Annotated in this window: 6 protein-coding genes; 1 reads left to right on the top strand and 5 read right to left on the bottom strand. The window is 60.1% G+C overall.

Annotation, left to right across the window (positions count from 1 at the left end):
- Positions 1-4: 4 nt before the first annotated feature.
- The 3 genes from F3H58_RS09695 to F3H58_RS09685 all read right to left on the bottom strand — a co-directional run bounded on the left by F3H58_RS09695 (position 5) and on the right by F3H58_RS09685 (position 5237).
- Positions 5-805: a DeoR/GlpR family DNA-binding transcription regulator gene (locus F3H58_RS09695; RefSeq protein WP_149742039.1), complete on the bottom strand. Its 801-nt coding sequence runs from the start codon at positions 803-805 to the stop codon at positions 5-7.
- A gap of 126 nt (positions 806-931) precedes the next feature.
- The gene (pyc, locus tag F3H58_RS09690) at positions 932-4393 is read right to left on the bottom strand and encodes a pyruvate carboxylase (protein WP_149742038.1); all 3462 of its coding nucleotides are present in this window, start codon (positions 4391-4393) and stop codon (positions 932-934) included.
- A 106-nt stretch (positions 4394-4499) separates the two neighbouring features.
- A complete protein-coding gene (locus F3H58_RS09685) occupies positions 4500-5237 on the bottom strand; it encodes a helix-turn-helix transcriptional regulator (protein ID WP_149742037.1) in 738 nt (245 codons plus the stop codon).
- Positions 5238-5577: 340 nt separating this feature from the next.
- Between F3H58_RS09685 and F3H58_RS09680 the strand changes: the two genes are divergently transcribed.
- The gene (locus F3H58_RS09680; RefSeq protein ID WP_003520317.1) at positions 5578-7344 is read left to right on the top strand and encodes a glucan ABC transporter ATP-binding protein/ permease; all 1767 of its coding nucleotides are present in this window, start codon (positions 5578-5580) and stop codon (positions 7342-7344) included.
- Between the two features lie 95 nt (positions 7345-7439).
- Here F3H58_RS09680 and F3H58_RS09675 read toward each other — a convergent pair whose 3' ends face one another.
- Positions 7440-7685, bottom strand: coding sequence for a hypothetical protein (locus F3H58_RS09675; RefSeq protein WP_149742036.1), 246 nt, complete (start codon positions 7683-7685; stop codon positions 7440-7442).
- A 284-nt stretch (positions 7686-7969) separates the two neighbouring features.
- Positions 7970-16465, bottom strand: coding sequence for a glycoside hydrolase family 94 protein (locus F3H58_RS09670; protein ID WP_149742035.1), 8496 nt, complete (start codon positions 16463-16465; stop codon positions 7970-7972).
- Positions 16466-16819: the final 354 nt, after the last annotated feature.

The following is a 16819-nucleotide window of genomic DNA, read 5'->3' as shown; positions in this document are numbered from 1 at the left end:
TCCTTCAGACTTGACCATGAGAAAACTGAACGGCGTCATCTTCGCCGCAATAAACCTGTACGCCCTTTGCCGACAGCGCCTCGACGAATGCACGGTCGGCATCCAGTTCCAGCACGAGGGAAAGAGGTGGAGAAAAATCATGCACATGGAAAGCTGCCCTGTGGCCGAGCTTTTCCGTGGTAATGGCGGCGACAATCCGCTGGCTGGCGCTGCAGGCAAGCCGCTTGAACACCGCATCCTCGAAAACATCGGCCGACAGACCCGTCTCGGCCGCAACGCCGCAGACACCGAGAATGCAGAGATCGGGCCGCATCAGTTCGAGCTGCCGAAGCGCCATGGCGTCGATCGCCGCACCTACGGCCGGATCGACCTTGCCGCCGATCAGCACCAGATCGATATCGGCCCGCCCCGTCAGTTCAGCGGCAATGGCGGGCGTATTCGTCACCACCGTCAGGTTGAGCCCGGCGGGAAGCGCCCTTGCAATGGCGAGATTGGTGGAACCGGCATCGATGAAGACGACCATGCCCGGTTCGAGAAGCGGGACAACCACCCGCGCCAGCAGGGCCTTGCGGTCCGCATCCTCGGCAATGCGCGTCTTCAGGGGCACCGTTTTGCTGTCGGAAAGCAACGCCCCGCCATAAACCCGCAGGCATTCGCCCCGGGCTGCCATCTCACGCAGGTCGCGGCGCACGGTGTCTTCGGAAACGCCGAAATTCTGCGCGAGATCCTGCGCCAGCACCCGGCCGCTTTGCCGTAACTGCGCAAGGATGAGCGCCTGCCGCTCGCTGACAAAATGATCGCTCATCGAAACCCATGCATAAACCGGAATAAACGTGCACGAACATGCATATTCGAGTTTTTACGGCCGCGCAACAAAAAACGCCCGCCGAGAGGCGGGCGTCTGACACTGCATCAATGATCGGATACGGCTTTATTCCCCGTAAGCGATCAACAGATCCTTCGCATCGATCTGGTCGCCGGGGCGCACCAGAACTTCGGCGATCTTGCCGTCGCGTTCGGCGTGAAGCGCGGTTTCCATCTTCATGGCCTCGATGGAAAGCAGCACGTCGCCGGCCTTGACCTCCTGGCCCTGGTTGACGAAGACGCGGCTGATCACGCCCGGCATCGGCGCGCCGATATGGACGGCATTGCCGGGTTCGGCCTTGCGGCGCACGGCAGAGCCGGAAGCGCCATGGGCACGATCCGGCACCTTGATGCGGCGTGGCTGACCGTTGATCTCGAAGAACACCGTCACCATGCCCTTGTCATCCGTGCCGGACGAGGCCTGATTGACGATGACCAGCGTCTTGCCGCGTTCGATATCGGCAAACAGTTCCTCGCCATCCTCCATGCCGTAGAAATAGGCATGGGTGGGCAGCACCGAAACCGGCCCATAGGTCTCGGCTGTCAGCGCGAAATCCGTGAAGACCTTCGGATACATCAGATAGGACGCGAACTCGAAATCGTCGACCTTACGCTCCAGCTTGGTCTCGATCACCTTCCGTTCGGCATCGAGATCAGCATCTTCCAGCAACGAACCCGGACGAACCGTATAGGGCGCTTCGCCCTTCAGCGCCTTTTTCTGCAGGGCTGCCGGCCAGCCGCCGGGCGACTGTCCAAGATCGCCCTTCAGCATAGACACCACCGATTCCGGGAAAGACACTTCACGATCAGGGTTTTCAACGTCGGCCACCGTCAAATCCTGGCTGACCATCATCAGCGCCATATCACCGACGACCTTGGAGGACGGCGTCACCTTGACGATATCGCCGAACATGCGGTTGGCGTCGGCATAGGCCTGAGCCACCTCGTGCCAGCGGCTTTCGAGACCCAGCGAACGCGCCTGTTCCTTGAGGTTGGTGAACTGGCCGCCAGGCATTTCATGCAGATAGACTTCCGAGGCCGGTCCCTTGAGATCGCTCTCGAAGGCGGCATACTGGTTGCGCACGGCCTCCCAGTAGAAGGAAATGCGGCGGATCCATTCGGTATCGAGACCCGTATCGCGTTCCGACCCCGCCAGCGCCTCCACGATCGAGCCAAGGCATGGCTGCGACGTATTGCCGGAGAAGGCATCCATTGCAGCATCGACGGCATCGACACCGGCATCCACGGCCGCAAGAACGGTCGCGGCGGAAATGCCCGAGGTATCGTGGGTGTGGAAATGGATCGGCAGACCGGTCGCCTCACGCAGCGCCTTGAACAGAACCCTGGCGGCGGCCGGTTTCAACAGGCCCGCCATGTCCTTCACGGCGATGATATGAGCCCCGGCCTTTTCAAGCTCGGCGGCAAGGTTGGTATAATATTTGAGATCGTATTTTGGACGAGCCGAATTCAACAGATCGCCGGTATAGCAGATGGTCGCCTCGCAGAGCTTGTTCTCCTCGGCAATCGCATCCATCGAGACGCGCATATTCTCCACCCAGTTCAGGCAGTCGAAGACGCGGAAAAGATCGACGCCGCCCTTTGCAGCCTGACGGACGAAATATTTGACGACATTGTCCGGATAATTCTTGTATCCGACGCCGTTCGCGCCGCGCAGAAGCATCTGCAGCAGCAGGTTCGGCGCGCCTTCGCGGATCAGCGCAAGACGCTCCCATGGGTCTTCCGTCAGGAAGCGCATGGAAACGTCGAACGTCGCCCCGCCCCAGCATTCCAGCGAGAGAAGCTGCGGCAGCGCCTTGGCGTAAACGCTGGCGACGCGGGCAATATCATGGGTGCGAACGCGGGTGGCCAGAAGCGACTGGTGCCCGTCGCGCATGGTCGTATCGGTGACCAGAACGCGTTTTTCATTGCGCATCCAGTCCGCAAAGCCCTTCGGACCAAGCCTGTCCAGCAACTGCTTGGTGCCATCGGGCGTCGGCGCATCGATATAAGGAACGACGGGCTTTGCCGCCTTTTCGGACGGCCTGGCGCGACCCTTGGTTTCCGGGTGGCCGTTGACGGTCACGTCGGCAAGATAGGTCAGGAGCTTGGTGGCGCGGTCCTGACGCTTGACCTGCGCAAACAGTTCCGGCGTCGAATCGATGAAGCGGGTCGTATAGGTATTGTTGCGGAAACTGTCGTGACCGATGATGGCTTCGAGGAAGGTGAGGTTCGTTGCCACGCCGCGAATACGGAATTCGCGCAGCGCGCGGTCCATGCGGTTGATCGCTTCATCCGGTTGCGGCGCCCAGGCCGTTACCTTGACGAGCAGCGGATCGTAATAGCGGGTGATGACAGCGCCGGTATAGGAAGTGCCGCCATCCAGACGGATGCCAAAGCCAGAGGCGGAACGGTAGGCGGTGATACGGCCGTAATCCGGAATGAAGTTATGTTCCGGGTCTTCAGTGGTGATACGGCACTGCAGCGCATGGCCGTTGAGACGGATATCCTCCTGGCGCGGCACGCCGGATTCCGCGGTGCCGATGGCAGCGCCTTCAAGAATATGGATCTGCGCCTTGACGATATCGATACCGGTCACGACTTCGGTGACGGTATGCTCCACCTGGATGCGCGGATTGACCTCGATGAAGTAGAATTTGCCGGTATCGGCATCCATCAGATATTCGACCGTGCCGGCGCCGATATAGCTGGTCGCGGCAGCGATCTTCAGGGAGTAGGCAGCAAGTTCCTGACGCTGCGCTTCGGTGAGATAAGGCGCGGGCGCACGCTCGACCACCTTTTGATTGCGGCGCTGGATCGAACAATCACGCTCGAACAGATGCACGACATTGCCATGCGTATCGCCGAGAATCTGGCTTTCGACGTGGCGAGCACGCTCGACCAGCTTTTCCAGATAGACCTCGTCCTTGCCGAAGGCGGCCTTCGCCTCGCGCTTGGCTTCCGTCACCTCTCGGGCCAGATCTTCTCGTCTGCGGATGGCGCGCATGCCGCGTCCGCCGCCGCCCCAGGAGGCTTTCAGCATGACCGGATAGCCAATTTCTTCGGCCATGCGCTCCACTTCCGCCATATCGTCGGGCAGCGGATCGGTAGCGGGAACAACGGGAACGTTAACCGAGATCGCCAGATTGCGCGCAGCCACCTTGTTGCCGAGCTGGCGCATGGTATCCGCCGTCGGTCCGATGAAGGTGATACCGGCCTTGTTGCAGGCCTCCACGAATTCGGGGCTTTCAGACAGAAGACCGTAACCGGGATGGATCGCGTCCGCTCCGGAGAGCTTGGCTACGCGAATAACCTCCTCGATCGAAAGATAGCTCTCGATCGGCCCCATATCCTTGGCGAGATGCGGCCCCCTGCCGACCTGATAGGATTCGTCCGCCTTGAAGCGGTGCAAAGACAGCTTGTCCTCTTCCGCCCAAATCGCAACGGTTTTAATCCCAAGCTCGTTCGCTGCCCGGAAAACGCGGATCGCAATTTCGGATCGGTTGGCAACAAGTATTTTCGATATTTTCAAGACGGTCTCCCCACACGCCAAAACAAAATTTCTGCTGCACTGCGGAATTAAGCAGCAAAACCCGGTCTTGGAAAGGGCAATTCCGGCGAGAACTGTCCTGTTTGCGCTAGCTCAGCAAACCATGACGAAAAGCAAGCGCTACTGTATGCTGCCGGTTCTTTGCGCTGAAACGGCGCTGAATTCCGTTGATATACCAATCGACCGTGTGGTTGGAGATCGATAGTTGGCGTCCAATTTCGGTGGAGGTCATGCCGTCCGCCATCAGCGTCAGCACCTCCATTTCGCGCCTCGTAAGCTCGAGAGCGGAAACGTCAGGAGCATTGCTGAAGCCGTGGGACTGACCGGAAAGATCGAGCAGGCGCCAGAACACGGCACGCGTGGCCGCATCCAGAAGTTCCACCTGCAAAGAGGGCAATTGCCGATCCTGACCGCCAATGAAGACCGCACCGATGAAGCCCGCACGGCCATGCACGGGAAAGGCGTAACCACCCTGCAGACCGTACCGGCCGGCATCGTGGAAAAAGACGCTCGCCCTTTTGCGATGCATCGCACGTGGCAGGCCCTCCAGCGCTTCCTTCCACTGAAACGGCTTGTGCACCATGCCGATCACCTTGCGGACGGGATCGACGAGATTGTATTTCTTGGCCCTGTAGACCTCCAGCCAGCCTTCGGGCAGATGTTGCGCAAGAATGTGTCCGGGGGAGGCGAGCTCCCCGGTCATCCGCCTGCTGACAAGAAAATATTCGAAACCGTATTCGCGAATGAGCGTCGCAAATTCGGAACGAACGCGGTCGGCGCTTCCCGTCTGGTAACACGCAGAGATGAAGTGAAGAATATCATGCATAAAGACACGTGGTCCGGAGCTTGGCTTGAAGGGAATGACACGAAGGACGTGGTCCCGCGATGACGTCATGTTACTCGGGCGCCGGTCGGTTGAGATTGAACATATCGTCGTTAGCAATCCCTGAAACGAAGATGCGAAATCTTGTGACGGCAGGCCCCGGGAAACATCGGGTTCGGTTTTTTTTCGGTTCGCACGCGCGGTCAATCTGTTAAGCCGCCATTCAGACAGAAAGAGCGATAATTACACAAATTTCGCCGTCTCATGCAACCTTGCTAAAATAACTTGCCTTGAGACCGAACAAACAACCGCTCGAAAAAGACGCTCGGACTGGATTGAAAATTTGACCTTGTTTCAGGTTTACACACGCGCTCTGCGCTATCTGACCGTACATAAATGGCGGGTGACGGTGGTCGTCATCGCCAACGTCATTCTTGCAGCGATCACCATCGCCGAACCGGTGCTGTTCGGCCGGATCATCGACGCCATCTCTTCCGGCACCAACGTCACGCCCATTCTCATTCTTTGGGCGGGTTTCGGTGTCTTCAACACTGTCGCTTATGTGGCTGTCGCCCGCGAGGCGGACCGGCTGGCCCATGGCCGGCGCGCTTCGCTGCTGACAGAAGCCTTCGGGCGCATCATCTCGATGCCTCTTTCCTGGCACCATCAGCGCGGCACATCCAATGCCCTCCACACGCTGCTGCGCGCCAGCGAAACGCTGTTCGGCCTGTGGCTCGAATTCATGCGCACGCATCTGGCCACCTTCGTCGCACTGGTGCTGCTCGTCCCGACCGCCATGTCCATGGACCTGCGCCTCAGCTTCGTGCTGATCGGCCTCGGTATCGTCTACTGGTTCATCGGCAAGTGGGTGATGGGCCGCACCAAGGACGGCCAGGCTTCGGTCGAAGAACACTATCACAGCGTTTTTGCCCATGTCAGCGATTCCATCAGCAACGTCTCGGTGCTGCACAGCTACAACCGCATCGAGGCCGAAACGAAGGCGCTGAAATCTTTCACCGAAAAGCTGCTGAGCGCGCAATATCCGGTGCTCGACTGGTGGGCCTTCGCCAGTGCCCTGAACCGCACGGCCTCCACCGTTTCGATGATGATCATCCTCGTCATCGGCACCGTGCTGGTGAAGAATGGCGAGTTGCGCGTCGGCGATGTCATCGCCTTCATCGGTTTCGCTAATCTCCTGATCGGCCGTCTGGACCAGATGCGCCAATTCGTGACGCAGATTTTCGAAGCCCGCGCCAAGCTTGAGGATTTCTTCGTACTGGAAGATTCTGTCAAGGAACGGGAAGAGCCGGGCGATGCGCGCGAATTGTCGAATGTCTCCGGCACCGTGGAGTTCCGCAACATCAATTTCGGTTTCGCCAACACCAAGCAGGGCGTTCACGACGTTTCGTTCACGGCCAAGGCCGGCGAGACAGTCGCGATCGTCGGACCGACGGGCGCCGGCAAGACCACGCTCATCAATCTCCTGCAGCGGGTCTACGATCCCGATTCCGGCCAGATCCTGATCGATGGGACCGATATTTCGACGGTGACGAAAAATTCGCTCCGCAACTCCATCGCCACCGTGTTTCAGGATGCCGGCCTGCTGAACCGCTCCATTCGCGAAAACATCCGCCTCGGCCGTGAATCGGCCACCGATGCGGAAGTGGTGGAAGCAGCGGCAGCCGCAGCGGCGACGGATTTCATCGACAGCCGCATCAACGGCTATCTGACCCAGGTGGGTGAACGCGGCAACCGCCTGTCCGGCGGCGAGCGCCAGCGCATCGCCATTGCCCGCGCCATACTGAAGAACGCTCCCATTCTGGTTCTGGATGAAGCGACCAGTGCGCTGGATGTGGAAACGGAAGCTCGGGTGAAGGCCGCTGTCGACGCGCTGAGAAAGAACCGTACAACCTTCATCATCGCCCACCGCCTTTCCACGGTCCGCGATGCCGATCTCGTGCTCTTCCTCGATCAGGGCCGGATCATCGAAAAGGGTACTTTCGATGAGCTGAGCCAGCGTGGCGGACGCTTTACCTCGCTGCTGCGCACCAGCGGCCTGCTGACGGAAGACGAAAACCAGCAGCCCCGGCCAAAGGCCATTGCCTCCTGAGGGTCTGGCTGACGGAATGAAGACAGGGCGGACAGCATGTTGTCCGCCCTTTTTCTTTGTGCGCTTCCGGACAGCCCCGCCAGATCACAGGTCGCCTATCGAAGAATTCCGGTCAGGGAACTTGCCAGCCAGAAATCGATCTGCCCGAAGGGAAGGAGATTTCCCAGAAAGGCGACAATACCTGCTGCGAGATTGGTCAGGAAAACTCCGAGCACCACGCCAAGCATTATTCCGACGCTCGTTTTCCGTGGGTAACGCGCCAGCCAACACGACAACGCCAGGGAAAGAATGGCGAGCAACGCCAGCAGTGCAAGTTCTGTGAAAGATGCGCTGAATTGCAAGATAACTCCCTTCCAATCGACCGACTATTCGCGACTGCTGCTTTTCTAGGAAAGACTGACGACAGTCCGCACCGGACGATCCGGCACCGCGCCATCAAAACCTTCGCCAATATGACCCTATCTCGGTGCTGCGGGAGCTTCCAGCCGACGCTGCGAAGGAAGCCCCAGTCCGTTCCATGATCCGCCCATAGACAGAGTCGGAGGGGAGGGTAGCCCCATAAAGATTCAGGCCCCCGCGTTATCACGGGAGCCTGAGTTTAAAGGCGAACGAAGACCTGATCGGCTCAGTCGAAGGGGATCACCCGATCACCTGCCGACAGGGCCTTGCCATCGACGGAAACGGAGACTTCCGCCGTATCGGCCTTGCGGCTTACGACGATATCCCTGGCCTTACCGTCGAGCGTGATCTTTACCGAGAAACCGCTCCAGTCCTCCGGCAGCGACGGCGAAATATGCAGCTTGCCGTCGGTGCGGGTGATGCCGAGAATACCCTCGACAGCGGCGCGGTAGAGCCAGCCGGCGGAACCCGTGTACCAGCTCCAGCCACCACGGCCCGCATAAGCACCTTCACCGTAGACATCCGCAGTCACCACATAGGGTTCGACCCGATAGGTTTCCGATGCTGCCGCATCGAGCGCATGATTGACGGGGTTGAGCAGCTTGAAGCAGTTCCATGCCTCCTGCGCCCTACCCTGCTTCGCAAGGGCAAGAACCACCCAGGTCGCCGCATGGGTATATTGTCCGCCGTTTTCGCGCACACCCGGCGGATATCCCTTGATGTAGCCCGGATCATGCGGCGCACGCGAGAAGGGCGGCGTGAACAGCCGGATAATGCCAGTCTGCTCATCGACCAGATGCTCCATGACGGCATCCATTGCCTGCCGCGACCGAGCCTCTTCGCCTTCGCCGGAGAGAACGCTCCAGCTCTGGCCGAGCGAATCGATCCGGCATTCCTCGCTTTCGGCGGAACCGAGCGGCGTGCCGTCGTCGAAATAACCGCGCCGGTAGTAGCTGCCATCCCAACCCGCTGTTTCCAGCGCATTGCGCAGCTTTTCCCGGTGCGCCGCCCATTTGCCGACGCGGTCGGTATCGCCACGCTTTTCTGCAATCTCGATGAAATCGCGCAACGCTCCGGACAGGAACCAGCCAAGCCAGACACTCGTGCCCTTACCGCCCACACCGACACGGTTCATGCCGTCGTTCCAGTCGCCGCCCAGGATCAGCGGCAGGCCATTTTCGCCAGTGCGATGAATGGCAAGATCGAGCGCCAGCGCCGCATGCTCGTAAAGCGTGGCGGATCTGTCACTGGTTTCCGGCTGGAAGAAAGCGTCATGCTGGCCGGGCATCAACGCCGCACCCTTCAGGAAGGGGATGCTTTCATCGAGGATGGCAGCATCGCCCGTGGCCGAGACATATTGGTTGATTGCATAAGCGAGCCAGACCACATCGTCCGAAATGGTGGTACGAACACCGGCGCCCGTCAGCGGCAGCCACCAGTGCTGCACATCGCCTTCCGGGAACTGGCGGCCTGCCGCACGCAGGATCTGCTTGCGGGCGAGATCCGGCTGGTAGAGCAGGAAGGCCAGCGTATCCTGCAACTGGTCGCGGAAGCCGAAAGCACCGCTCGACTGGTAGAAGGCAGTACGCGCCAGAATGCGGCATGCCAGCGCCTGATAGGGCAGCCAGTTGTTGACCATGTGGTTGAAGCCGGAATCGGGCGTGGAAACCTGCAACTGGCCGGTAAAGCCCGTCCAGAACGCCTTGCTCTCATCCAGCACCGTCTGGAAGTCCGCCTTACGAACATCCTTCACCAGCGCCTCGGCCTCTTCCGCATTGTCGGCATCGCCGAGAATGAAGGTCATGTGCCGTTCTTCGCCAGGCTTCAGGTGGATTTCCTGCATCAGCGCGGCACAGGGATCGCCATCGACCTCCGTGCTGCCGCTGAGTGCGGCACCTGACACGATGCCCTGCGGCGCCTGCGCCGACCCGAAGCGGCCGATGAATTCCCGACGGCTGGTGGTAAACCCGCTCGCCTCGCTGTCGAGTGTCAGGAACGCCGTGCGGGCGCTGTAGTCGATGCTGTAGGGGTTCGACGCGAAGATCGCGTTGTTGCCGGCATCGTGCCTGCTCAGGATGAACGGCGCAGATTTCTGGCCGTTATTGCCGAGCACCCATTCCACATAGGCATAGACCTTCAGACGGCGGCTTTTCGAACCCTTGTTGCGAACGATGACCTGCGAGAGTTTGACCGGCTTTTCACGGTCCACGGTCTGCGTCAGCTCCACCTCCAGCGTATCGGCCACGCCCGTCAACACGGAGTAACCGAGACCGTGGCGGGTTTCGAACATGGCTTCGGGATCGCGCGAAAGCGCGGCACAGGGCGTATAGAGCTTTCCTGTCTCCACATCGGCGACATAGAAGGCCTCACCCGGCCGGTTGATGACCGGATCGTTGCTCCAGGGCGTCAGCTGATAGTCGCGCGAATTGCGGCTCCAGCTGAAACCGGCGCCTTCGGCCGAAATGTGGAAGCCGAAATTCTCGTTCGAGATGACGTTGATCCATGGATGCGGCGTGGACTGCCCGCCATTGAGGCGCACGACATATTCCTGACCGCTTCTGGCAAAACCGCCGAAACCGTTCCAGAAATCGAGATCGCCCGCATCCTCCACCGGCTCCGCCACAGGGAAGACCGGAACAGGCAGGCGGGCCTGTGCTGCATCGCTCGTGCCGTCGGGGCCGCGATGGGCCGCAAACAGCGATACCGCACGGTTGATCTGGTCGACGATCTTGCCGTTGCGCACATGGAGAACGACGCGGGAAGCGGCGAGAAGCGCGCTCCACGTCTCTTCATCCATCAGGTCGCGGCGCACCGAGAAGACGTGCGGACGTCCGCCATCGGCGGGATTGATGCGGCGCTGCGCCTCGGAAATATGATCGAGTGCATGCTGCATGTCCTGCGCATAGGACGCAGCCCGTTCGTTGACGATGACGAGATCGAAGATCACGCCGCGTGAACGCAGATATTCATGGGCGCTCAGCGCTTCACGGGCGATATCCATGTCCATATCGTCGTTGATGCGCAGGCTGAAGATCGGGAAATCGCCCGAAATCGCAAGCGGCCACAAAGCGCGTTGCGAAGCGAGACCCGTTTTCAGCGTTTCCGAATCCGCCCGCAGATGCATGTCGGGATAGGTCAGATAACGGCCGAGATGCTGAAAAGCGGCCGCCTGCTGCGAGGTAACGCCCACATGGCGCATCTGTACCTGCGTGCGCGTCCAGGCGTGCACGAGTTCATGCGCGAAGGCGTCCGGATGACGATAACGGTCGATTGCCTTGTCGACTTCCTCGCGGCTCGGCGCGGCGATCGTCCAGAAGATCACGCTCACCTTCTTGCCCGCCGGCACGCGCACGGTGCGGCGCAGCGACAGGATCGGATCAAGCGTGAAACCATCGGTGCTGGAGAGAGTCGCACCGGCATCGAATGCCGCCGCTTCACGCAGCGACCGTCCGCGACCGATGAACTTGGCGCGGTCGGTCTCGAACTCCGTCGGGCGCGACGGGCCGGCATTGTCGGCGGCCAGATGCGCAATGACGGTGCCCGGCTCATTCGGGCTACGACGGTTGCGCCAGGCGCGGATAACGTCACCACGGCGGCCGATCTCCGTCTGCACGAACATGCGCGAGAACAGCGGATGGGCATTGTCGTCATCCTCCGACGCAATGACCGGCTCCAAATAGGAGGTCACTTCGATATAGCGATCCTCGGAACCGACATTGAGCAGGGTGACGCGGCGGCCTTCGGCATCGTGCTCGGTGGCGACGATGCATTCGACAACGCTTTGCAGATCGCCTGTGGTCTTGTGGAACTCGGCCTTGTCATCGGTGAAGATAGTCTTGGTCTTTTCACCTTCGATAACGCGCGGCTCGGCCGTCGCACTCCACCATTGTCCATTGGTGGTGTCGCGCAGGAAGATGAAGGTGCCCCAGCGGTCGTCGGTCGGATCGGCCTTCCAGCGGGAAATGGCCTGCCCGTTCCACTTCGAATAACCGGCACCCGTCGAGGTCAGCATCGTCGAATAATGGCCGTTCGAAAGGAACACCACTTCGCGGTCGCGCGCGGCCGGGTCGGTGATGGAACGAACTTCCGCACGCAACAGGTCCGCCTGTTCCTTGCCGGGGGTTTCCGGCTCGTATTTGGCGCTCATGACCGGCACTTCGCGCGGCGCCTTTTCCTGCAGCAGCAGTTCGGCCGCCTCGATCACCGGATCGGAGTGGAAGAGTTCGCGCAACACGCCGTCAAAGGCGACGTTGGCGACGGCCGCAATCGACATGCCGTGATGGTGGGCATAATAGTTGTAGACCACCGCGCAGACCTTGCCATCCGGCACACGTGTCGGCGTGAAATCCACCGCATCGTGGAAGCCGTATTGTCCAAGCGCGCCAAGCTTGCGCAGCTTGTCGAGGTTCTCTAGCGCACCATCCGGATCATACTGGCTGGCGAGGATCGATGCATAAGGCGCGATCACCGCATTCTGGCCAAGGCCACGCTTGAGGCCAAGGGTCGGCACGCCGAAGTTGGTGTACTGATAGTTCATGTTGTGATCGCGGGCGTTGAACGCCGCTTCGGAAATGCCCCAGGGCGTGCCGAGACGACGACCGTGGTTCATCTGTTCCTTGACGATCAGATTATTGGTCTGGTTGAGGATGCCACCCTGACGCTCCTGCATGACAAGCGGCGGCATCAGATATTCGAACATCGAGCCAGACCAGGAGACCAGCGCGCCCTGCGCACCGATCGGCACAACCTGGCGGCCGAGACGGTACCAGTGCTCGGTCGGCAGATCGCCCTTGGCGATGGCGAAGAGGCTGGTCAAGCGGCATTCGGAAGCCAGAAGGTCGTAGCAGGCCTCGTCCAACTCCTTGCTTTCGACGCGGTAACCGATCGACAGAAGACGGCGATCCTTGCGGTAAAGGAACGTGAAGTCCATCGAGAAAGCAAGGTTGCGGCTACGGTCGCGCAGCGATGCGAGACGTTGGCGCAGCGGCTCCATATTGGTAAGGTCGATGGCGCTGTCGGAAATATGCGCCTCGCAGCAATCGACGAGCAATTGCGCCCAGCGCGTCACTTCCGCGCTCTGCGCGGATTTCACCTCGTGATCGACGTTGGTTGCGAGTTTCTGGATATCGCGCGCAAGAACCGCGAGATTGATGACACGGATCGAGGCGAATTCATGCTCGCGCTTGACGGAGGCGAGAGCGTTCGAGAAGCCGATGATGCGCTCCTCGAGGCGGCGATGCAGCGGGCGCAGGTTCTTGCGGTCGTCGGGCAGCGCCTTCAGCGTTTCGCGCAGAATGCCGGCAAGATCGCCGATACCGTCCAGATTACCCTGAAGATGCGCGGACGGCGCTTCTGCCCAATCACGGCAGGCAGACGAAACCGCAATAAGGTGACCGGCGAGGTTGCCGCTGTCCACCGCCGAAACATAGCGCGGTCCAAGCGTCTGCAAGGTGTCGGTGTGATACCAGTTGTAGAGATGGCCACGATATTTTTCCATCTTCTCGACAGTCTGGATCGTGTTCTCGATCCGCTCCAGCGTATCGGCAAAGCTGATCCAGCCGAACTGACGTGCCGAGATGACGGAGAGCAGATAGACGCCGATATTGGTCGGCGATGTACGCGAAGCAACGATCGGTTCCGGCGTTTCCTGGAAGTTGTCCGGCGGCAGGTGGTTTTCCTGCGGCGTCACGAAAGCCTCGTAATAACGCCAGGTGCGGCGCGCTATCTTGCGAAGCTCGAAGGAGACGTGTTCCGAAACGAACAGCCGGTCTTCGGTTTCAGCCGACTGGCTGACATACCAGGCAACGGCGGGGGACAGAACCCAGAGCAGCGTGAATGGAATGCCGATCAGGAAAGCGTTATCGCCCGGCAGCGCCGCAAACAGCAGGCCAAGCATCGCCACCACGGGCGCATGCCACATCTGGCGATAATAGTCGACGATGCTGCCCTGCGCGCTCGACTGCATGCTGGCGGCGGTACGCCATTCCAGCATCAGCTTGTGGCTGACGAGCAGGCGGTAAAGCGAACGGGCAATCGCATCCGTCATCATGCAGGCGGCATCGGCGATGAAGACGATGCGCAACGCAACCTGTGCGTTGGTGGCGCGGATTTCCGACCAGATGGTATGGAAATGCGCCTGCGGTACGATATCGGTGGAGCGCGGCACGAGGCCGGACAGCAGGGAAAGCGTGGGCGCGACGAACAGCGAGAAGATCAGCAGGATCTGCCAGATCAGCGCACCGAGCGGATCCATGAAATACCAGCCGAGGATAGAGGCGAAGAACCAGGCGATCGGCGTCAGCGAGCGACGCAGATTGTCGACCATCTTCCAGCGGCCGATGGCGGTAACGCCGCGGGCACGATCGAGGATAAAGGGCAGAAGCTGCCAGTCGCCACGCGCCCAGCGATGCTGGCGCGACACTTCCACCTCGTAACGGGTCGGGAAGTCCTCCACCAGTTCCACATCGGTCACCAGCGCACAGCGCGCAAAGGAGCCTTCGAGCAGATCGTGACTGAGGATGGAGTTTTCCTCGATACGGCCCTTCAGCGCCGCCTCGAAGGCATCCACATCGTAAAGGCCCTTGCCGGTAAAGGTACCTTCGGAGGTCAGGTCCTGATAGACGTCGGAAACGGTAAAGACGTAAGGATCGATACCGCGGTTGATCGAGAAGACGCGCTGGAAGACGGAGGCGTCCTTGCCGGTCGTCAGCGAAGGCGTTACGCGCGGCTGCAGCAGGCCGTAGCCTTCGACAACCCGTCCGGATACCGGATCGATTACCGGGCGATTGATCGGGTGGTGCATCTTGCCGACGAGCTTGGTCACCGCATCGCGCATCAGGCGCGTATCGGCATCCAGCGTCATGACGTATTTCACGCCCTCCGGCACGACGTTCGCGCCGCCGAGGAACGTCGTATCCTTATCGCCGCGCAGCAGCATGTTCAACTCATGCAGCTTGCCGCGCTTGCGTTCCCAGCCCATCCAGCAGCCTTCGGCCGGATTGTAGAGGCGGCGGCGATGCAGCAGGTAAAAGCGCGTCTTGCCATCAAAGGCATAACGGCTGTTCAGCGCCGCAAGCTCGCGCTTGGCATAATCGAGAATCTCGAGGTCATCGTCGGACTGCTCGTATTGCGCATCGCGCCAGTCGCTCACCAGCGAGAAGTAAATCTCGCCATGCGGATTGGCGAGATAATGCACTTCGATATTGCGCATCATCTCGTCGACACTGTCGCGGCTGGTCAGCATGCAGGGCACGGCGACCAATGTACGCGCATCCTGCGGGATGCCGTTCTTGAACTCGTATCCGACCAGCCGGAACGGTTTCACGAAGAAGGTGACGAGCGTGTTGAAGAGGCCGGTCGCGCCTTCGGAGGCCGGCAATGCGAACATCAGCAGGAAGGCGGTCACAACATACCAGGGCATGCCGGCCTGCGCCAGGAACCAGCCGACAGCGAGCATGGCGAGCGCAGTGATCAGCAGCACCGGCGCGGCGATTGCCAACCAGTTGAACTTGCGCATCGAGCGCACGATGCGCTGCGACACCAGCGGCCGGTAACCCAAAGCCTTTTCAAGCTCGAAGCGGCGCTGGCCGACAAGCACGGAGCCGACATTGACGCGATGGGTTTCATCCGCCCCGGCCGGCGTCTCCGAACGCGCCATTTCGACAGCGGCGCGCGCAACCTCGACTTCGGTCTTGGGAGAACGGCGCGCCAGAAGCTCGATCGTGTTGCGATAGGTGTTGCGCGAACCGAAATCGAGAACCTCGTAGTCGGTCTCTTCGCGCAGAACCTTGTCGATATGGCTGACTTCCTCGAACCACACCGACCATTCGGTATCGTCGATTTCACGCAGGCTCTTGACGATGTTGCCCATCGTCACATTGCCGGATGCCAGGCGATTATGTTCCGACATCATGACGTTTTCGGCATCGGTGCCGGCAGCGTGAAGACGCTCTTCGAGCCAGGCAACGGCAAAACCGGAGGTCTGCGAACCGTTCCTCAGACGATAAAGGAACTGCGTCGCGAAAGTCGGGTCATCGACCAGCGAATCGACCTGCTTGAGAAGCGCTGCCGAGGCTTCCGCATCGTTCAGACGGATGATTTCATCGACGACCTCATTCGCCTTCTGGCGCATGCGGCGCGAACGCTCCACACGAATGGAGATGCGGCGGAGATTTTCGATGAGGACGAAACGGATGATCGACGGCAAAGCCCACAATTCGCCGATCTGCAGCGTCTTCGAAGTCTGGTAGCCATCCACCAGCGCCGTCATGTTCTCGCGCAAAACCGTGCTGTGGGTATGGGCGACATAAAGCCAGCCGAGCGCCATGACCCGCGGGATCGTCACGCCGCCCACCGTCATCGTCGGTAGCTGGCGATAGAACTTGCGCGGAAAATCGCGTCGGACTTCCTGGATCGCCTCTTCGATGACGTAGTGATTGTCGAGCAGCCATTCCGCCGCCGGCGTTATCGTCGCGCCATTTTCCGCATCGACGGCTGTGGTACGATAGACCCTGAGGATTTCCTTCTCGTTCTCGCGATGACGCTCGAAGAAATCGAACTCCATGAAGCCGGGAAGACTGTCGGCGCCATCGCGCGAAAGCGCGGCGCCCGCATCATGCAGTTCCTCCACCGTCATATAGGACGCGCGGATCGAATCATTGTGATCGATCTGCTTCGTCTCGGAATCACGGGCGGCGGCGGTCGGGGTAATATGAAATGACATCGGGCTCGTATTCTGAACTTTATGGAAACTTGTTCGACTTGACCGGCATTTCGTCCGTGGTGGAAACACACACGAAAATCGGGCCACGCTATATTTATGACTTATCCTGAACCTTCGGTGAACCGGACCGGACGCTGTGCGGAACGGATGGTCAAGTGCGGAACATCCGCAGGCGTGTCATGCTGCAGCGTCTTTATTCCGGAATATCTGCGAAGCTGGAGAGCGGCCCGGACAGGGCTTTTTTTAGGAGGGAAAGAAAATCGCGTCGTTCGGCCCGGCAATGCCGTTCCGACCGGATTTCGCACCCTCCCCGATGGCGAAAACTGTTCGCGCAACGTCCGATAATCCCCCGTT

This window comes from Rhizobium sp. NFACC06-2 (genome assembly GCF_900101425.1).
Taxonomy (GTDB): Bacteria; Pseudomonadota; Alphaproteobacteria; order Rhizobiales; family Rhizobiaceae; genus Agrobacterium; species Agrobacterium leguminum.
Note: the sequence above shows the minus strand (reverse complement) of the source record. Positions and strands in the feature narration are given on the sequence as shown.